Below are 14,832 nucleotides of genomic sequence, written 5' to 3'. Positions count from 1 at the left end.
AAATTATTACTATAGCTTTGATAAAAGTAACGCTCAAAGTACTTTTTATGTCGCTGTATGTTTTTTTGATTTCATATGTGCGTTTTTAAATAGAAATCAGCACTTTTTCAGCAAAATCAAGTTGTTTGAAATGTTTTGTTTAGAGCGGTTCTAAATAACCAAAGCCAAATCATTAAAATTTTATTCAGAAAAAATATCGCTATGGGTTCAAGTACCAATTTGCGTTTTTATAAAAAATTTTACTGTATGATTGGCGATATTTAAGCTTGGGATAATGGTATAAAATAAAAGCGCTATTTATTTAAAATAGCGCTTTTTAAAAAGAAAGATATTATTTTTGAACAATTGGAGTTCTTAATGACTCCAAAACTGCAACAATATCAGTGTAAAGTTCTGTGTTAGAAGCAACGCCGTTTGCATTTGCAGCAGCGCCAACATAACCTTCAAACTTAGTAAAATCTGCACTGCTGGCTTTTGTACCCATTCTAGGATTTTTTGCCGGGTCGTGCGCTGCTACCATATTCAATCCTGAATAAGTATTTACAGCATTTTTTCCTCCTGTATTAAAAGAAAAGAAATCAGTAAGATTGTCTGATAATTTAGCAATATTAGTTGCCTGTGTAGTTCCTGTTTCTGCTAAAAGAGGAGCAAAGTGTGCCTGTAGGTTACCCGAAGCATTAGACTGAACATCGGCAACAATTAATCCTATGGTAGAATTTACAACTTTGCGAAAGCTCAAACGCCCTTTTTCAATCATTTGACCTGAATTATCCGGATCTGAAACCATTGCAGACCCACCTAATCTTTCATAGATTGTTGCTTTTTCAGCAGGAGCTTTTTCATCGTCATTACTGCATGATGCCAATGATGCCGACGCGGCAATTAATACGCTAAGTGTAATTTTAGAAAAATTTCTCATAATAAATATTTAAAGGTTAATTAAAAAACTGATTTATTTTTTTTGACAATTTGTAGCTGTAACTATTCTGATCTATCGGGCAAACTTCGTTACTCGCCAAAGAAGCGGGCAGGATGTAACGTTGAGCATCGTAATGTCCTTTGCTCATTAATTCGTCGTAAACTTTTTTAGAATTTGTGATTTTATTGTTATGGAAATAAACCACTACATTTCTTTTTACGATTATAGAATCAGAAGTTAATCCTTTGATAGATCTCAAATCGGCGCAAATCTTTTTAGCGGTCGCCGAATCTATATTTTCTTTAAAATCTATTCTGCTTACCTGCAGATTTGGGCTTTCGTAAACAGCTGGTTTTGCCGTAATGATGTGAAATACCAGAATGGCAAAAAATAATACACTCGTTATTAGTATCGCCCAAAGTCCTTTTTTTACTGTTTTGTTCATTTTATAAATAGCTCTTAGTTAATTTTTCAATTCGGTTTTCCAGAGTCATTTACGGACGCTTTTTTTACTTGGTTTTATTTACGGGCTCTAAAAGTTCAATTTAGAATTGTTATAAATACTGTAAGAAACGATTTATGTTTTATTGCGAAACGAATGATATGAAAATGAGTAAATTAGCGTATTTGGAGTTAATACACATTTGGCCGACTAAGAAAGAAGTGTTTGAAAAAAAAGAAGGAAAATACTTAGAAAGAATAAAGAAATTATAATTTTAGAAGTAAGTAAACGATAAACCGTCAAAAAGATTTAATTTTGAAAAGCCAAATTATTGTTTCATTAAAAATGACATAGCTTGAATATAGTAAATCAAAAAATGGAGGAAGAAATAAAAATTGAAGACGACTTTACGCTAATCAGGTTTCAAAACGATAGTCTGGAGCCTTTTTCTGCCCAGCACGAAATTGGCACTGGATTGATACAGTTTCACTTTGGTATAAAAGGCAATGCAAAATTTTTATTCAATCAGGGCAATTATGCTTTAGAGTTGAAAGAAGAAAAATCACTGCTTTTATATAATCCGCAGAAAGAATTACCGCTTCATTTGCAACTCGCACCAAACTCGTGGGCGATTTCTGTAATTGTTTCCATTAAGAAATTTCATGCGCTGTTTTCTGCCGAAGCCGATTACATTACTTTTTTAAGTGCCGATAATAAGGACAAAAAATATTATAATGAAGGGAATATCAGTCCTTCAATGGCAATTGTGTTGAGTCAGTTGTTTCATTACAATCTTCATCCATCCATAAAAAATCTTTATTATAAAGGAAAAGGATACGAATTGCTAAGTTTGTATTTTAACAGAACCGAAGACCCAAACGCAGAACAATGTCCGTTTTTAATTGATGAAGACAACGTTTTGAAGATTAGAAGAGCCAAAGAAATAATTATTGCTAACATGGCTGAACCGCCCGGATTGCAAGAACTCGCAGATGAAATTGGTTTGAATTTAAAGAAACTAAAAATGGGTTTCAAACAAATTTACGGAGACACTGTTTATGGTTTTCTGTTTGATTATAAAATGGATTTCGCCCGAAAACTACTCGACAGCGGTTCTTATAATGTAAACGAAGTAGGATTGAAAATTGGCTACAGCACCGGAAGTCACTTTATAGCGGCATTCAAGAAAAAGTTTGCCACAACTCCGAAAAAGTATTTGATGTCGATTAATGCGAATTTATAATTTTTTCGGCCACGAATTCACGAATTAAAAACTGCGATAATCTTTGTAAATCTGCGAGAGGAATTTCACAAATATTCTAAAAATCAATTTTGAATATTCAACAATAAATAAAAAGTAACAATTATCATATATCGAATAAAGTACACAACTTACTTTTGCCGAGATTTTAAAAAACAAATAAAAAGCTTAAAGCAAAAAAACAATAATGAAAGGCGTATTATTAGTAAACTTAGGTTCTCCGGAAAGTCCAACTCCAAAAGATGTGAAACCATATTTAGACGAATTTTTAATGGATAAATACGTGATCGATGTTCCGTATTTATTGAGAGCATTATTGGTTCGCGGTATTATTTTGAGAAAAAGACCGGAAGAATCAGCGCATGCGTATGCAAAAATCTGGTGGGACGAAGGTTCGCCTTTAGTTGTTCTTTCAGAAAGAATGCAGAAAAAAGTACAGCCTTTAGTAAATGTTCCGGTTGCGCTTGCAATGCGTTACGGAAGCATGACTATCGAAAAAGGACTTCAGGAATTAAAAGACAAAGGCGTTACAGAAGTTTTGCTTTTTCCTTTATATCCGCAATATGCAATGGCTTCAACTTTGACAATTTTGGTGAAAGCGGAGGAAATTCGTAAAAAGAAATTCCCGGAAATGACATTTACAGATGTTCCTGCATTTTACAACAAACCGGACTACATTAAAAACTTAGCAGATTCCATCAAAAAACATTTAGTTGGATTTGATTACGATCACTTATTGTTTTCATACCACGGAATCCCGGAGCGTCATATTCGTAAAACCGACATTACTAAATCACATTGTAAAATTGACGGATCTTGTTGCAGCACGCCATCTCCGGCGCATGATTTCTGTTACCGTCACCAATGTTATGAAACCACAAGACAAGTAATAAAATTACTGGATATTCCGGCAGATAAATACAGTCTGACTTTTCAATCGAGATTAGCGGGAGATAAATGGTTGGAACCTTATACAGATATTGAAATTGATAAAATGCCGGCAAAAGGAATTAAAAAACTGGCGGTTGTAACTCCGGCTTTCGTTTCAGATTGTTTAGAAACTCTGGAAGAAATCGCCATGCGTGCCAAAGAAGACTTTGAAGCAAACGGAGGAGAAGAATTTCATGCAATTCCGTGTCTAAATGACGACGACGAGTGGTGTGAAACTGTTGGAAATTGGATTAATGAGTGGGCAAAGTAATATTTTTGTTTCAAGTTTCAAGTTATGCTCTACTTTGAGAACAACTTGAAACCTGAAACTTGAAACCCGAAACAAAATAATTAATGGAATATTATAACTATCTGAAATCCCTGCACTTAATTTTTGTAATTACATGGTTTGCAGGTTTGTTTTATATTGTTCGTTTATTCGTTTACCAAATCGAAGCCAACGAAAAACCTTCGGCCGAAAAAGAAATTCTGCAGGCGCAATATAAAATTATGGCCTACCGTTTGTGGTATATTATTACATGGCCGTCGGCGGTTTTAGCAAGTATTTTTGCTTTTTGGATGCTGTTTTTTACAGAAGCAGGCCATGTCTGGATGAAAATGCCGTGGATGCATGTAAAACTATGTTTCGTTTTCCTTTTATATTTATATCACGGAAAATGTCATCAGATTTTTAAGCAATTGCAAAATGATGAGGTAAAATATACCAACAACTTCATGCGTTTATGGAATGAAGGCGCGACGATTATTTTGTTTGCAGTTGTTTTTTTAGTAGTTTTAAAAAGCGCCATCAACTGGATTTTTGGCGTAATCGGGATTATGTTATTCTCGATTTTAATTATGTTGGGATTCCGATTTTACAAGAGAATTAGAGAGAGAAAATAGTTTTTTTAGTTTCAAGTTTCAGGTTTCAAGTTGCCAATCGCAACGGAACATGAAACCTGAAGCCTGAAACCAATAAACAAACTGATGGTTAACTTCAAAATGTCAATGCTTTCGCTTCGTACCAGGATTTTCCTGTCGATGATTGTATTAATTGTTGTGGCTTCTTTTTTACTGGCTTCGATTTCTATTATTCAATTTAAAACAGAAGCCAAAGAATACCATCAGGAACGACTTGAACGTAAGGAGAATGCGGTAAAAGAACATATTAATTACGTTCTGGCTACGACCACTTATCCGCTAAAAACCGGGAACTTAGATTTAATTTTCAAAGATAAAATCCACGAACTGGCGCAGATTCATAAAATTGAAATCAACATTTACAGTCTGGATGGGAAACTTCTCAAATCATCCAAAGAATCATTTGCCGTTGACAAAGTTGCACCGCCAATTCCCGAATATATTTTAAAGCTCGTGCGTTCTTCTATAGAAAAACGTTTTGTAGACATTAAGACTATCGATGGCGTTAAAAACAGGTCTTCCTACAGTTTAATAAAGGATGAAAAATTTAAACCGCTTGGAATTTTAAATCTTCCTTATCTGGAAGATGATGGTTATTATGATAATGAACTTAACACATTTTTAATTCGTCTGAGTCAGGTGTATTCCTTTATGCTGATTGTAGCTTTTGCATTGGCTTATTTTCTTTCGACTTATATCACAAAATCACTAAAAACCATTTCAGATCGTTTGGAAGAAACCAATCTGGATCAGAAAAATGAGAAAATCGTTCTGGAAGCCAATAGTAAAGAAGTCAACTTCTTAATTAAAGCATATAACGGAATGGTGGATAAACTCGAAACCAGTGCCATTAAATTAGCGCAAAGCGAAAGGGAAGAAGCCTGGCGCGAAATGGCAAAACAAGTTGCGCACGAAATTAAAAATCCGCTTACGCCAATGCGCCTGACTGTGCAGAGTTTTCAACGAAAGTTTGATCCTTCCGATCCCGATGTAAAGCAAAAAATGAACGATTACTCGGAAACTTTAATTCAGCAGATTGATACCATGACAGCTGTAGCTTCGGCTTTTTCGAATTTTGCTTCAATGCCGGCGCAACAAAATGAAACCCTTAATGTGGTCGAAGTTGTCGAATTGGCTCTGGATATTTTTAATGAAGATTATATTTCTTTTGAAAGTGAAGAAGAGGAAATTATTTCCAAAATGGACCGTACGCAATTAATTCGTGTTATTACCAATCTGGTTAAGAACGCAACCCAGGCAATTCCTGAAAATCAGCTGCAAAAATCAATTGTTGTGACGGTTAAAAGACAAAGCGACAATGTGGAAATTGCCGTAAAAGATAACGGGATAGGAATTCAGAAACAAGACAATACAAGAGTGTTTGAACCTAAATTTACAACCAAAACCAGCGGAATGGGATTGGGATTAGGAATTATAAAAAACATTATCGAAAATTATAAAGGAACAATTACCTTTGATTCAACTTACGGAAAAGGAACTACATTTCGCGTTTCGCTTCCTATTACAAACTCATAAAAAAACTGCCATGAATTACGAAAATCTTTTAATTTCTATTCAGGAAAATATCGCAACAGTTACCATAAACAGACCTGCTAAACTGAACGCTTTAAACAAAGCAACAATTAGCGATCTTAGCAAAGCGATTAAATTACTTGGTAAAAATGATGATGTCCGTGTTATTATTCTAACCGGAAGTGGCGAGAAGGCTTTTGTTGCCGGAGCTGATATTTCTGAATTTGCCAACTATACAATTGTAGAAGGTGCGCAATTAGCGGCCGAAGGACAGGAATCTCTTTTTGATTTTATTGAAGGACTTAAAAAACCGGTTATTGCCGCAGTTAATGGATTCGCATTAGGAGGCGGATTAGAACTGGCGATGGCCTGTCACTTTAGAATTGCTTCTGATAATGCCAAAATGGGTCTTCCTGAAGTTACTCTTGGATTAATCCCGGGTTACGGAGGTACGCAGCGATTACCGCAATTAGTAGGCAAAGGACGTGCTATGGAAATGATTATGACAGCTGCAATGATTTCTGCAGAAGAAGCCAAAGAATACGGTTTGGTAAATCACGTAGTGCCGCAGGCAGAACTTTTGTCCTTTACAACTGTAATTGCTCATAAAATTATTAAGAATGCTCCATTTGCTATCGGCAAAGCCATAAAAGCAATCAATGCTAACTATACAGATGGTAAAAATGGTTTTGATGTCGAAATAAAATCTTTCGGAAAATGTTTTGGAACAGCTGATTTCAAAGAAGGAACAACAGCATTTTTAGAAAAAAGAAAAGCAGAATTTACAGGGAAATAGAAGTCATAACACAAAGTCAACCAAAGATTTCACAGAGGTACACAAAGAAAATTTAAAAATATTAGCGAACCTTGTGTAATTCTTTGCGAACTTTGCGGTTTAAAAAGAATACACAGAGCCACACAAAAGATTCACAGAGGCTCACAAAGGTTTTAAAAACTTAGAGCCTTAGCATCTCAGAACCTTAGCAACTTAAAAAAAAATGTACGAACCAATATTTGCCCTTTTTTGCGAACGTGTTAAAGAAAGTATCCAGGCCGGAACTTTCGCAAAATTGACTTTGGCCAAAACAATGGGCGATACCGAAATCAAAAACATCTATTTCAGATTGGTTTTGAATGAAGACAATACCTTTTCGATATCACTAACAACAAGATATAAAACCGAAGAAATCGAAAGTATTCATAGTTTAGAAGAAGCTTTAATGGTTTTAGGAACTTATATTAAAAACCCGTTTTTGACTGCTTTGCTTTTTACAACAGACAATGATGTAACATTCAAAGTAAATAAAAAGAATGCAGGAAGTATTATTGAGCAGGAGCCAACGTTTAAAAATGCATCTCCGGTAATGCTGGAAATGATTGAAAAAGGAATTGTTTAATTTTATTTAAGGAGTTCTTGAGTTATATAAGTATCAAAAACAAACGGAAGAGCGATTGTACCTGCAAAAACAAGTGGGAATAATGTCTATTCGATGTTTTGGTCTTTTTGAAAATTCAGGTTCTCTTAAAAAAATTGAGTAATAAACATCTCGAATGATTCTATATAAAATCAAAAATATAAAAGAAGTTTGCGAACCAAAATAACTTAACTCTTGAACTGGAGAATTTCTATTGTACAAAAAGAAAATTCCCGCAAGCAGTATAATTAATGAAATGGATAAAAACTTTAAAAAAAAAGAAGGTTTATGTAATTGATCTTGTTTCATAATAATCCACAAAAGAGGGATTTGAAAGACTATGTAAAACAAAATGTTATTCATAAATAATTAAACTTAAACCAACTTCACAAACAGATTAGAAGCGATTTTATTAGAAATCGACAATTCACGTTCGCTGACTTTAATTTTTACCGATAAATCGAAAGATTCTTTAGAAAGAAATTCGATTTGCGAACCCAATGCAATTTCCTGTTTGTCCAGATATTTCAAAAATTCCGACGAAGTATCTTTTACGCCTACACAAATTCCGGTCTGACCTTCTACTAATTCAGAAAGTAAGTATTTTTCGATTTTTACAATCCGCCCGTTGGCATCGGGAATCGGATCGCCGTGTGGATCTTCAGTCGGATTCCCAAGAAAATCATCCAGACGATTAATCAGTTGTTCCGATTTAATATGCTCCAGCTGTTCTGCAATATCGTGAACCTCATCCCAGCTGAAATTCAATTTTTCAACCAGAAAAACCTCCCACAAACGGTGTTTTCTCACAATCATTTTAGCCGCAAGTTTTCCATTTTCAGTCAGAGAAACACCCTGATATTTTTTATAATTGACTAAATCTTTTTCAGAGAGTTTTTTAAGCATATCCGTTACCGAGGAAGCTTTTGTTTCCATGATTTCAGCAATAGCATTCGTACTGACTTCCGTTTCCAAAGCAGCCGTTAGATGATAGATAGATTTTAAGTAATTTTCTTCTGAAAAAGTCATTTTTTTGGAGGTTCAGAGGTGAAAGGTTCAGAGGTTCAGAGGGAAAAACTTTGTCCCTTTGCAACTTTGAGCCTTTGTACCTTTTATTTAACAATCAACAAAGGTATCGAAATTTTATGTCTCAATTTATCTACTGTTGTACCAAAAAGAATATCTTTTACACCAGTATGGCCGTGGGTTCCCATGACAAGGATATCGAAATTACGATGATTTATAATTTCCGGAATTACTTTGTTAGGTTTTCCGAATCCGAGTTCTGTTTCGATTTTAAATCCTCTTTCGGTTAACATCTCCTTATATTGAAGTAAAAGCTTTTCGTCAATTGTGGTTTCATGATCGTGTATATGAGTGCCATACATTAAGGCGCCGACCGTTTCTACGATGTGAATGAGCGTATATTCCGTGTCAATGCCACCCAATTCAAAGGCTTTGTTCAAAGCGGCTTCATCTGCACTGGAGAAATCTACGGAAACGGCAATATGTTTTATACTCTTACTTTCTTTCGGAGAAAATTGCAGTTTCAAATTATGCGGGGAATGGTTGATACTACTGTCCTTTGCTTTTGCGATAAAAGGTTGAAAGATTATATAAAGCAAAAGTCCCAAAAACCCAAAAGCGAGCGGCACAACGGTTAACCAAAGAATAATCGGGTGACTGGAACTTGCCAGCCATGAAGTAATTTCATCATAAACCAATTTTGCATTTAGTGAAACAATAATAGCAGCAATAATCCATGAAATAACCTGAGTGAGTTTTGAGATATGAAAACCATTCATTTTCGATTTATCGCTCACAAAATGAATTAACGGAATAATGGCAAATCCCAATTGCAGACTCAAAATAACCTGACTTAAAATCAATAATTTTCCTGTAACACCTTCTCCATAAATCAGAATCACAATTACGGCAGGGATAATGGCAATCAAACGGGTAATAATTCTACGAACCCAGGGTTGAATCCTGAAATGCAAATATCCTTCCATTACAATTTGACCCGCCAGCGTTCCGGTAACAGTAGAACTTTGTCCGGCGGCAATTAATGCAATTGCAAATAATGCCGGTGCCCATTTGGTTCCTAAAAGTGGCTCGAGAAATTTATGCGCATCCTGAATTTCGGCAACTTCGTACATTCCGTTTCTGTGAAAAGTGGCCGCTGCGAGAATTAAGATCGCGGCATTGACAAAAAAGGCAAGATTTAAAGCAATGGTAGAATCTATAAAATTGTATTTTAAAGCTTGTTTTATTCCGGCCGGCGTTCGGTCAAATTTTCGGGTTTGAACTAAGGACGAATGCAAATACAGGTTGTGAGGCATAACCGTAGCACCAATAATTCCGATTGCGATGTATAGAGCAGCAGAGTTTGGAATCGAAGGAATCAATCCTTCTAAAACTTTATGCATTTCCGGCTCGGCAAAGATCATTTCAAAAATAAAAGAAAAGCCAATAATGGCCACCAGCGCAATTATAAAGGCTTCCATCTTGCGGATTCCTTTATTGATAAGAAAAAGCAATAAAAAGGTGTCTAATACGGTAATTAAAACTGCTTCAAGAAGAGGGATTCCAAAAAGAAGGTTAATTCCAATCGCCATACCAAGGACTTCTGCCAGATCACAGGCCGCTATGGCAATTTCGGCAAGGAAATATAAAACGTAATTAATGTATTTTGAATAGGTTTCCCGCGATGCCTGTGCCAGATCACGCTGTGTTACAATTCCAAGTCGGGCACTCAGACTTTGCAATAGCAGAGCCATTAAGTTACTCATTAATAAAACCCATACAAGAGTGTACCCAAACTGACTTCCACCGGCAATGTCGGTTGCCCAGTTTCCGGGATCCATGTATCCGACGCTTACCAGATAGGCCGGGCCTAAAAAGGCTAAAATTTTTCTAAATCCTGTTTTTTTATGTTCTGTAGAGACCGATTCGTGAACTTCTTCTAATGATTTGCTCATTGTAAAAATATTGATTTACCAAATATATAGAAAAATCACATTCGCTCAACAATATTTTTAGACGAGTCTAAATATTATATGTTAGAATTTAAACATTTTGGACATAATCCTGATAATGTAAAATTTATCTCGTTCACCTTGTAATTGTGCGGCATAATATAGCTCGGTTTAACATTTTCGAGGCACGTAATTTCATGGCAGTTTTCACAGCTGAAATGGGCATGATTGTGAATATGCACACGCTGATGCGTATGGTTACACTTTGCATACTTTACTGTTCCGTCCAGATCTACAATTTTATGAACAATATCATCATTAACGAGACGATCCAAAATTCTGTAAATCGTGACGCGGTCGCATAAATCGTCTGTAAGTTTATGAATTTCTGAGTGCGAAAGTGCAGTTTTAGATTGGGTAAGAATTTCTGTAACTGCGGTTTTTGCTGTTGTATTACGGGTCGTTTTCATATTTTAAGAATAAAATTTAATTGCAACATTGTTGCGTTATAAATAAAATAACTATATTTGCAACAAAATTGCGTTAAGCAAATGTACAGTAAATGAAGAAATTAAGCACACCTTTTTACGATATTTTAGGAATTTCAAGCGCTACAATTTGTTTAGTGCATTGTTTGATTTTTCCACTTTTGACTATTCTTCCCTTAGGAACTAGTCACAACCCATTTATAGATTTACTGTTTGCTTCAGTCGGTTTATTTGCAATTCTCAAAATTATAAAAAAATCGTCTCTTTTAGTATCATCTGTTCTGGTTGTTTCAATGGGACTGATCTGGATCAGTATTTTGGCGGAACTTTTTCTTGAAATCCACGTCGATTTGATATACTTCGGTGGAATTGGAATGGTAATCGGTCATTTAATTAATTATAAATTTCATAAAAAACAAAATCATTAAAGATGGAACAAAGTAATTTTGATGTAATTATGATAGGCGGCAGTTACAGCGGTTTATCTGCTGCTATGAGTTTAGGGCGGGCTTTGCGTCAGGTTTTGGTCATCGACAGCGGACTTCCGTGCAACAGGCAGACGCCTCATTCTCATAATTTTATTACTCAGGATGGAGAAAAACCCGCCGTGATTTCGGCGAAAGCCAAACTACAGGTCCAAGTATATAAAACGGTTCAATTTTACACCGGACTCGCCGTAAAAGCAATAAAAAAGGATAAGGGTTTTGAAATCACAACAGAAAATGGAGCTGTTTTTACTTCCCGAAAAATAGTATTTGCCACTGGGGTTAAAGATTTATTGCCAGATGTTGCCGGTTTCGCAGAGTGCTGGGGAATCTCCGTTATTCATTGTCCGTATTGTCATGGGTATGAAGTTAAAAACGAAAAAACAGCTATACTTGCAAACGGAGAAATAGGATTTGAATATGCAAAACTAATTTCGAACTGGACAAAAGATGTAAGATTGTGTACCAATGGAAAATCAGGATTAACACCTGAACAGCTGCAAATTCTTAAAGACCATGATATTTCTGTTTTAGAAGATGAAATTGATTCTTTTGAACACAATCAGGGATATATTTCCAATATTGTTTTTAAAAGCGGACAGAAAGTGGACGTAAAGGCAGTGTATGCAAGACCTCCTTTTGAGCAACATTGTACTTTACCACAAGATTTAGGATGTGAAATTAATGACCAGGGTCTGCTGAAAGTTGATATGATGCAGAAGACAAATATTCCCGGAATTTACGCCAGCGGCGACTGCACGACTCAAATGCGATCTGTTGCTATGGCTGTCTCTACAGGTTCTTTTGCTGGTGCCGTTCTTAATAAGGAACTTATTGATGAGGATTTTTAAAAGTCTACAATCATGAAATACTGAGCAATTATCAATCCTGTGTGGAAAGATACAAAAAGGCTTAATCCAATAAATTTTGGATTAGGCCTTTTCTATATTTATCTATTGAACTGAATGTTATTCAGCATTTTTGATTGAATTAAAAATAATCTAACAGATTGAATGCAATGCGTTTGAAAATTTTAGCAGTAGGACAAGTGTTTGTCAAATTTAATTTTTAGATTTGTCTAAATTTAATTTTACAATAATGAAATATTTATTTTTGATATTATTAATGTTTTCAACTAAAAGTTTCTATTCGCAAACTATTTCAGGAAAGGTGGTTACAGATGTTCCTTCATTTCATGATATTACGGTTAGTTTATTAAATACGGACTTTAAAACTCAAACGGATTCACTCGGATTTTATAAACTTGAAAATATCCCCAGTGGAAATTATAAAATTCAGGTTTCTGCGGAAGGTTTTAAAACATATACCCGAAGAATTTCAATTTTAGATAAGGAAAATATTAATCTTGATTTTGAATTAAAAGAAGACAATAATGAACTGAATGAAGTTGTCGTTTCGGGAACATTAAAAGCCGTAAAACGTCTGGAAAGCGCAGTTCCTGTTGAGGTTTATTCGCCAACATTTTTCAAAAAAAATCCGACACCCAGTATTTACGATGCACTTCAGAATATAAATGGGGTTCGCCCGCAGCTTAATTGTGGAGTTTGTAACACGGGCGATATTCATATTAATGGGCTCGAAGGTCCGTATACCTTGGTGCTAATCGACGGAATGCCGATTGTGAGCAGTCTTTCAACGGTCTACGGTTTATCGGGAATTCCGAATTCTCTTGTAGAAAGAATCGAAATTGTAAAAGGTCCGGCTTCTTCTCTTTACGGAAGTGAAGCTGTTGGCGGCCTTATTAATATTATCACTAAAAACCCAACCAATGCACCGGTTTTCTCTGCAGATTATTTTACAACATCGTATTTTGAAAGCAATCTTGATCTGGGAGCAAAATTTAATTTCGGAAAAAAAGCGACCTCTATTGTTGGGGTAAATTACTTTAATTATGATCAGGTTATTGATAAAGACCACGACAGTTTTACAGATGTAACGCTTTCTGAACGAATTTCGGTTTTTAATAAATGGAGTTTTCAGCGAAATAATAATCGCCTTTTTACGATTGCAGCGCGTGGAATGTATGAAGACCGCTGGGGCGGAGATGTGCGTTGGGAAAAGCGCTTTCGCGGAGGCGACGAAATTTACGGCGAAAGTATTTATACCAAAAGAGCAGAATTAATTGGAAGCTATCAATTGCCTTTTGAAGAAAAACTGATGCTTTCGTTTTCCGGAAATGTACATTATCAGGACAGTCGCTATGGTACGACATCGTATATCGCCAATCAGAAAATTGGTTTTCTGCAGTTAACCTGGGATAAAAAAATAGGAAGAAATGATCTCCTTGCGGGAATTGCCAGCCGTTATACCTATTACGACGACAATACTCCAGCCACTCAAGAAGCAGAAAATACTTGGCTTCCGGGGATTTTCGTTCAGGATGAAATTACAGTTTCGCCCAAAAGTCAGGTTTTGTTAGGAATGCGTTACGATTATAATTCTATCCACGGTTCAATCGTTACACCGAGATTGGCATATCGATTTAAGGCGAATGAAAATACGATTTTCAGATTAAATGCCGGAACCGGATTTCGAGTTGTAAATCTGTTTACCGAGGATCACGCCGCACTTACAGGTTCTCGTGATGTCATAATCGCCAATAATTTAAAACCGGAAAAATCCATAAATGTAAATCTAAATTACATTCAGAAAATTAATTTTGAAAATGGTACTTTTATAGGAATTGAAACCACGGCTTTTTATACCCGATTTAGCAATAAGATTATTTCGGATTACGAAACGAATCCGAATGAAATTATATACGATAATATAAACGGCTACGCTTTAAGCCAGGGAATCAGTACGAATGTTGATTTGAATTTTCCCTCTGGTTTAAAATTAATTTTGGGCGCCACGGTTTTGGATAATAAAAATGTTCAGGACGGAGTGTCAGAAAGACCTTTTCTAACCGAAAATTTTACCGGAACCTGGAGTATTTCGTACAAAATTCAGCCTTGGGATTTGTCATTTGATTATACGGGAAATGTTTACAGTCCGATGAAGCTGCCTTTGTTGAGCGAAACCGATCCCAGAAATCCGAAATCGCCTTGGTACAGCTTGCAAAATATTCAGTTTACCTATTCGGGCTGGAAAGATTTTGAGGTTTATGGCGGAATAAAAAATCTGCTGAACTTTACACCGAAACAAAATAATCCGTTTTTGATTTCTCGAACTAACGATCCTTTTGATAAAAATGTGCAATACGATTCGGCCGGAAAAGTTTTAATAACACCGGATAATCCGTACGGTCTGACATTTGATACGACTTATGTTTACGGCCAGAATCAAACCATTCGGGGGTTTTTAGGGTTGAGATATACATTTAGATAAAATTTTATAGCAACAGATTGCACAGATTAAAAGGATTTGCAGCATTGTCACCCTAAGCGCCCGAGGCTTCGGGAGAAGTGCGCTCCAATTGTAACGTGGGCTTCGACTC

The 14,832-nt window shown here is 35.7% G+C and carries 14 protein-coding genes; 9 read left to right on the top strand and 5 right to left on the bottom strand.

The features are described from left to right. Window positions 1-331 precede the first annotated feature (331 nt). Complete coding sequence (locus tag ABEB31_RS09540) at window positions 332-919, bottom strand: hypothetical protein (protein WP_347051291.1); 588 nt, start codon at window positions 917-919, stop codon at window positions 332-334. A gap of 16 nt (window positions 920-935) precedes the next feature. Continuing rightward, complete coding sequence (locus tag ABEB31_RS09535; RefSeq protein WP_347051290.1) at window positions 936-1,364, bottom strand: hypothetical protein; 429 nt, start codon at window positions 1,362-1,364, stop codon at window positions 936-938. Window positions 1,365-1,737: 373 nt separating this feature from the next. Between ABEB31_RS09535 and ABEB31_RS09530 the strand changes: the two genes are divergently transcribed. The 6 genes from ABEB31_RS09530 to ABEB31_RS09505 all read left to right on the top strand — a co-directional run bounded on the left by ABEB31_RS09530 (window position 1,738) and on the right by ABEB31_RS09505 (window position 7,403). After that, complete coding sequence (locus ABEB31_RS09530) at window positions 1,738-2,604, top strand: AraC family transcriptional regulator (RefSeq protein WP_347051288.1); 867 nt, start codon at window positions 1,738-1,740, stop codon at window positions 2,602-2,604. Window positions 2,605-2,809: 205 nt separating this feature from the next. Then, window positions 2,810-3,823 (top strand): ferrochelatase, encoded by a 1,014-nt coding sequence (gene hemH, locus ABEB31_RS09525; RefSeq protein WP_347051286.1) that lies wholly within the window; start codon window positions 2,810-2,812, stop codon window positions 3,821-3,823. 83 nt (window positions 3,824-3,906) lie between these two features. Then, entirely contained in the window at window positions 3,907-4,455 is a 549-nt protein-coding gene (locus ABEB31_RS09520; RefSeq protein WP_347051285.1) for a CopD family protein, read from the top strand. Between the two features lie 138 nt (window positions 4,456-4,593). Then, on the top strand, window positions 4,594-6,009 hold the full coding sequence (locus tag ABEB31_RS09515; RefSeq protein ID WP_347051668.1) for an ATP-binding protein: 1,416 nt from the start codon (window positions 4,594-4,596) through the stop codon (window positions 6,007-6,009). Between the two features lie 10 nt (window positions 6,010-6,019). Then, window positions 6,020-6,802, top strand: coding sequence for an enoyl-CoA hydratase/isomerase family protein (locus ABEB31_RS09510; RefSeq protein WP_347051284.1), 783 nt, complete (start codon window positions 6,020-6,022; stop codon window positions 6,800-6,802). Window positions 6,803-7,004: 202 nt separating this feature from the next. Next, on the top strand, window positions 7,005-7,403 hold the full coding sequence (locus tag ABEB31_RS09505; protein WP_347051282.1) for a hypothetical protein: 399 nt from the start codon (window positions 7,005-7,007) through the stop codon (window positions 7,401-7,403). Between the two features lie 393 nt (window positions 7,404-7,796). On the opposite strand, the gene ABEB31_RS09500 is transcribed toward ABEB31_RS09505, so the two are convergent. The 3 genes from ABEB31_RS09500 to ABEB31_RS09490 all read right to left on the bottom strand — a co-directional run bounded on the left by ABEB31_RS09500 (window position 7,797) and on the right by ABEB31_RS09490 (window position 10,869). Further along, window positions 7,797-8,450 carry a metal-dependent transcriptional regulator gene (locus ABEB31_RS09500; RefSeq protein ID WP_347051280.1) on the bottom strand — a complete coding sequence of 218 codons (654 nt, stop codon included), beginning with the start codon at window positions 8,448-8,450 and terminating at the stop codon, window positions 7,797-7,799. Window positions 8,451-8,533: 83 nt separating this feature from the next. Beyond that, entirely contained in the window at window positions 8,534-10,402 is a 1,869-nt protein-coding gene (locus ABEB31_RS09495) for an Nramp family divalent metal transporter (protein ID WP_347051279.1), read from the bottom strand. 74 nt (window positions 10,403-10,476) lie between these two features. Next, window positions 10,477-10,869, bottom strand: a complete 393-nt coding sequence (locus tag ABEB31_RS09490) for a Fur family transcriptional regulator (protein ID WP_347051277.1) — start codon at window positions 10,867-10,869, stop codon at window positions 10,477-10,479. Window positions 10,870-10,961: 92 nt separating this feature from the next. On the opposite strand from ABEB31_RS09490, the gene ABEB31_RS09485 reads away from it, so the two are divergent. From ABEB31_RS09485 to ABEB31_RS09475, 3 genes are all read left to right on the top strand, one after another. Beyond that, window positions 10,962-11,315: a MerC domain-containing protein gene (locus ABEB31_RS09485; RefSeq protein WP_347051276.1), complete on the top strand. Its 354-nt coding sequence runs from the start codon at window positions 10,962-10,964 to the stop codon at window positions 11,313-11,315. A 2-nt stretch (window positions 11,316-11,317) separates the two neighbouring features. Continuing rightward, window positions 11,318-12,223 (top strand): NAD(P)/FAD-dependent oxidoreductase, encoded by a 906-nt coding sequence (locus ABEB31_RS09480; protein WP_347051275.1) that lies wholly within the window; start codon window positions 11,318-11,320, stop codon window positions 12,221-12,223. 247 nt (window positions 12,224-12,470) lie between these two features. Then, window positions 12,471-14,723: a TonB-dependent receptor gene (locus ABEB31_RS09475; protein ID WP_347051273.1), complete on the top strand. Its 2,253-nt coding sequence runs from the start codon at window positions 12,471-12,473 to the stop codon at window positions 14,721-14,723. Window positions 14,724-14,832: the final 109 nt, after the last annotated feature.

It is taken from the genome of Flavobacterium olei (genome assembly GCF_039749035.1).
In the GTDB taxonomy this organism is placed as follows: Bacteria; Bacteroidota; Bacteroidia; order Flavobacteriales; family Flavobacteriaceae; genus Flavobacterium; species Flavobacterium olei.
This window is presented reverse-complemented; position numbering and strand designations above follow the sequence as displayed.

Bases quoted from the DNA above. Each gene is read 5' to 3' on its own strand.
- ABEB31_RS09495 (WP_347051279.1), bottom strand. From the start codon at position 10,402: ATGAGCAAATCATTAGAAGAAGTTCACGAATCGGTCTCTACAGAACAT.
- ABEB31_RS09520 (WP_347051285.1), top strand. From the start codon at position 3,907: ATGGAATATTATAACTATCTGAAATCCCTGCACTTAATTTTTGTAATT.
- ABEB31_RS09505 (WP_347051282.1), top strand. From the start codon at position 7,005: ATGTACGAACCAATATTTGCCCTTTTTTGCGAACGTGTTAAAGAAAGT.
- ABEB31_RS09530 (WP_347051288.1), top strand. From the start codon at position 1,738: ATGGAGGAAGAAATAAAAATTGAAGACGACTTTACGCTAATCAGGTTT.
- ABEB31_RS09475 (WP_347051273.1), top strand. From the start codon at position 12,471: ATGAAATATTTATTTTTGATATTATTAATGTTTTCAACTAAAAGTTTC.
- ABEB31_RS09540 (WP_347051291.1), bottom strand. From the start codon at position 919: ATGAGAAATTTTTCTAAAATTACACTTAGCGTATTAATTGCCGCGTCG.
- hemH (WP_347051286.1), top strand. From the start codon at position 2,810: ATGAAAGGCGTATTATTAGTAAACTTAGGTTCTCCGGAAAGTCCAACT.
- ABEB31_RS09485 (WP_347051276.1), top strand. From the start codon at position 10,962: ATGAAGAAATTAAGCACACCTTTTTACGATATTTTAGGAATTTCAAGC.
- ABEB31_RS09480 (WP_347051275.1), top strand. From the start codon at position 11,318: ATGGAACAAAGTAATTTTGATGTAATTATGATAGGCGGCAGTTACAGC.
- ABEB31_RS09510 (WP_347051284.1), top strand. From the start codon at position 6,020: ATGAATTACGAAAATCTTTTAATTTCTATTCAGGAAAATATCGCAACA.
- ABEB31_RS09490 (WP_347051277.1), bottom strand. From the start codon at position 10,869: ATGAAAACGACCCGTAATACAACAGCAAAAACCGCAGTTACAGAAATT.
- ABEB31_RS09535 (WP_347051290.1), bottom strand. From the start codon at position 1,364: ATGAACAAAACAGTAAAAAAAGGACTTTGGGCGATACTAATAACGAGT.
- ABEB31_RS09515 (WP_347051668.1), top strand. From the start codon at position 4,594: ATGATTGTATTAATTGTTGTGGCTTCTTTTTTACTGGCTTCGATTTCT.
- ABEB31_RS09500 (WP_347051280.1), bottom strand. From the start codon at position 8,450: ATGACTTTTTCAGAAGAAAATTACTTAAAATCTATCTATCATCTAACG.